Source organism: Streptomyces sp. NPDC014991 (genome assembly GCF_043080665.1).
GTDB lineage: Bacteria > Actinomycetota > Actinomycetes > Streptomycetales > Streptomycetaceae > Streptomyces.
In genome coordinates, this window is sequence record NZ_JBIBVY010000054.1 from 1 (window position 1) to 4,393 (window position 4,393).

The following is a 4,393-nucleotide window of genomic DNA, read 5'->3' on the forward strand; positions in this document are numbered from 1 at the left end:
TGAACGGAGCGACGGACGCCACCGCTCTCGGACAGGCCCCCACGGACCACCCCCTGCTCGGGGCGGTGGTGGAAGTGCCCGAGACCGGCGGTGTGCTGTGCACCTCGCGGCTGTCCCTGCGCACGCATCCCTGGCTGGCGGACCACACCGTCGGCGGGACAGTGCTCGTCCCCGGTACCGGGCTGGTGGAGCTGGCCGTAAGGGCCGGTGACGAGGTGGGCTGCGGGGTTCTCGACGAGCTGGTCATCGAGGCACCGCTGGTCCTGCCGGAGCACGGCGGAGTGCGCGTGCAGGTCACCGTGGGCGGCCCGGAGGAGACGGGCACCCGGACGGTCGCCGTCTACTCCGCGCCCGACGACAGCACCGGCGACGCCGGCGCCGACGCCTGGACCAGGCACGCCACCGGCACCCTCACCGCCCAGGTGACCGTCGACGTGACCCAGCCGGCCGCCGGCCTCACCGTGTGGCCGCCGACCGGTGCCCGCCAGGTGGACATCTCCGACGGCTACGAGCTGCTGGCCCAGGCCGGCTACGGTTACGGGCCGGTCTTCCAGGGCGTACGAGCCCTGTGGCGGCGCGGCGACGACCTCTTCGCCGAGGTCGCCCTCCCCGAGGACCAGCGGGCCGGCGCCACCAGGTTCGGCATTCACCCGGCGTTGCTCGACGCAGCGCTCCACCCCGCGATGCTGGACGTGGCGCTCTCGGACCCCGAGGGCGAGAACCGCACCGACGACGGTGTTCACCTCCCGTTCGGCTGGAACGGGCTGCACCTGCACGCGGCCGGTGCCACGGCGTTGCGGGTGCGCCTGAACCGGTCCGTGCCCGACACGCTGGCCCTGGAAGCGGCGGACGAGACGGGCGCGCCGGTGCTCACGCTGCGGTCGCTGGTCTCGCGGACCGTGGCCGCCGACCAGCTGGGTGCGGCGGCCGACGACAGCCGGCACTCCCTGTTCCGCGTGGAGTGGACGGAGCTGCCCGCGACGACGGGGCCCGGCGCCGACCTGCCGCCCGCCTGGGTGCCGATCACGGAGCCGGCACACGTGGCCGCGCTGACCGACGGCGCGGGCGTGCCCCCGGTCGTCGTCCTCGAAGCCGGCCGCGGCGACATGGCGGCCGGCACGGACGACGACGCGGCGCTGGCCCTCGCGGGCCGCGTGCTGGAGATCGTCCAGGCGTGGCTGGCCAGCCCCGGACTGGAGGCGGCCCAACTGGTCGTCGTCACCCGGGGCGCGGTGCCCGCCGACGGTGAGCGGACGGTGACCGACCCGGCGGGGGCCGCCGTATGGGGCCTGCTCCGGGTGGCCCAGGCGGAGAACCCCGACCGGATCGTCCTGCTCGATACGGACACACCCGCGGGTGTTGACGTCGAGCCGCTGCTCGCCGCCGTACTGGCCACCGCGGAACCCCAGGTGGCCGTGCGCGGCACCCGTCTGTTCGCCCCGAGGCTCGCCCGCGCGGCCGCGCAGGACCGCACCCCGGAGACGCGCTTCGACCCGGAGGGGTCGGTGCTGGTCGCGGGTGGCACCGGTGTGCTGGGCGCGCTGGTGGCGCGTCATCTGGTCGTGCGTCATGGGGTGCGGCATCTGGTGCTGGCCAGCCGGCGTGGTGCGGACGCGGCGGGTGCCGCGCAGCTGGTGGCGGAGCTGTCCGCTCTGGGTGCGGAGTCGGTGGCCGTGGTGGCGGCCGACGTGTCGGACCGTACGCAGGTGGCGGAACTGTTGGACGCGGTGGTGGCGGAGCGTCCGCTGACGGGTGTGGTGCACACGGCAGGTGTCCTGGACGACGGTGTGATCGGCGCCCTGACCCCCGAGCGTCTGGCAGGCGTATTCGCACCGAAGGTTCCCGCGGTCACCCATCTGGACGAACTGACCCGTGAAATCCTCCCCGCTTCGGGCGCGTTCATCGTGTTCTCGTCGGCGGCGGGGGTGTTCGGTTCGGCGGGGCAGGGCAACTACGCGGCGGCGAACGCCTATCTGGACGCGGTGGTGCAGCGACGCCGGTCCGCGGGCCTGCCGGGTGTGTCGCTGGCGTGGGGCCTGTGGGAGCAGGCCACCGGAATGACCGCCCACCTCGACACCGCCGACGAGGCCCGGGTGAGTCGCAACCGTAGTCAGACCCTCACGTCCGACGAGGGCCTGGACCTGTTCGACGCGGCCCTGCGCACCGACGACCCGCTGCTCGTCCCGATCAAGCTGAACCTGCGGGCGATGCGCGCGGACGCCGCCGCCGGGCGCGGCGTACAGCCCCTGCTGCGGGGCCTGGTCAAGGTGCCCCGGCAGGCCGCGCGAGCAGCGGCCGCCGCCGGTGACGACACCGGGCACCTCGCGCGCCGACTGGCCGGGCTGGACGCGGTGGAGCAGGAGGCGCTGCTGCTGGACCTGGTCCGCTCGCACGCGGCGGCCGTGCTCGGGCACGCCGGTCCGGAGGGCATCAAGCCGGACACCGCGTTCCGTGACTCCGGGTTCGACTCGCTCACCTCGGTCGAGCTGCGCAACCGGCTGCGCGACGCGACCGGCCTCAAACTGCCCGCCACCGCCGTCTTCGACCATCCGACTCCCCTCGCCCTGGTCCGTCATCTGCACGGCGAGCTGGGGGAGACGGTGTCGGTGGTGACCACCGAACCGGTCACGGCACTCGCCGACCCGGATGAGCCGATCGCCATCGTCGGCATGGCGTGCCGGCTGCCCGGCGGCGTCAACAGCCCAGAGACACTCTGGCGGCTGGTGTCCGAGGGCCGGGACGCGATGTCCGGCTTCCCCGACGACCGCGGCTGGGACCTGGAGGGCCTGTTCGACTCCGACCCCGACAAGGCCGGTACGTCGTACGTCGACCAGGGCGGTTTCCTGCACGAGGCGGGCCTGTTCGACGCCGCCTTCTTCGGCATCTCGCCGCGTGAGGCGCTGGCCATGGACCCGCAGCAGCGGCTCCTGCTGGAAACCTCCTGGGAGGCGCTGGAGCGAGCCGGGATCGACCCGACCTCCCTCAAGGGCACCGACGTCGGCGTGTTCGCCGGGCTGATGGGCCAGGGCTACGGCTCCGGCGGCGAGGTGCCCGCGGAACTCGAGGGATTCGTCACCACCGGAGCCGGCAGCAGCGTGGCCTCGGGCCGGGTGTCGTACGTCTTCGGTTTCGAGGGCCCTGCGGTGACCGTGGACACGGCGTGTTCCTCGTCCCTGGTCGCCATGCACCTGGCCGCGCAGGCCCTGCGCGGCGGCGAGTGCTCCCTGGCGCTGGCCAGCGGCGCGGCCGTCATGTCCAGCCCCGGCGCCTTCGTCCAGTTCTCGCGGCAGCGGGGTCTGGCCTCGGACGGCCGATGCAAGTCGTATGCCGACGCCGCGGACGGCACGGGCTGGGCGGAGGGCGCGGGTGTCGTCGTGCTGGAGCGGCTGTCGGAGGCGCGGCGCAAGGGCCACCGGGTGCTGGCGGTGATCCGGGGCAGCGCGGTGAACCAGGACGGCGCGTCCAACGGGCTGACCGCCCCCAACGGTCCCTCGCAGCAGCGTGTGATCCGCAAGGCGCTCGCGAACGCGGGGCTGACGCCGGCGGACGTGGACGCGGTCGAAGGCCATGGCACCGGCACGGTCCTGGGCGACCCGATCGAGGCACAGGCCCTCCTGGCAACGTACGGCAAAGATCGTGAAGAACCTTTGTGGCTGGGCTCGTTGAAGTCCAACATCGGGCACACGCAGGCCGCGTCCGGCGTGGCCGGCGTGATCAAAATGGTGGAAGCCATGCAGCACGGCGTCCTGCCGCCCACCCTGCACGTGGACGCGCCGTCGTCCCAGGTCGACTGGGCGGACGGCGCGGTCGAACTGCTCACGGAAGCACGGGACTGGCCCGACACCGGGCGTCCGCGCCGCGTCGGCGTCTCCTCGTTCGGGCTGAGCGGAACGAACGCGCATCTGATCCTGGAGCAGGCGGCGGAGGAGGATGCCACCGAGCCGGTGGCCCCGGCCGATGGTGTGGTGCCGGTGATCGTCTCCGCGCGCAGCGCCGGCGCGCTGGCCGGACAGGCCGGCCGCCTCGCGGAGTTCGTCCGCCGGACCGACGCACCACCGGCGGCTGTCGCCGGGGCGCTCGTGTCCCGGCGTGCGGTACTGGCCGAGCGGGCGGTCGTGGTCGCCGGTTCTCGTGAGGAGGCCGTGGCGGGGCTGGGTGCGGTGGCCGCGGGGGAGTCGTCTCCGCTCGTGGTGAAGGGCACGGACACCAGCGGCAGGACGGTGTTCGTGTTTCCGGGGCAGGGCTCCCAACGTGTGGGTATGGGCGCTGAGTTGTATGAGCGGTTTCCGGTGTTCGCCCGGGCGTTGGACGAGGCGTGTGCGGCGTTGGATGTGCAGCTGGCGGGTGCGGTGGAGCATTCGGTGCGGGATGTGGTCTTCGGTGCGGGTGAGGG

General features: G+C 73.6%; 1 protein-coding gene. It reads left to right on the forward strand.

The window, feature by feature from the left end; genetic code table 11:
• Nucleotides 1-4,393, forward strand: a 4,393-nt coding sequence (locus ACF1BE_RS34970; RefSeq protein WP_392203019.1) for a type I polyketide synthase, incomplete at both ends; no start/stop codon positions are given.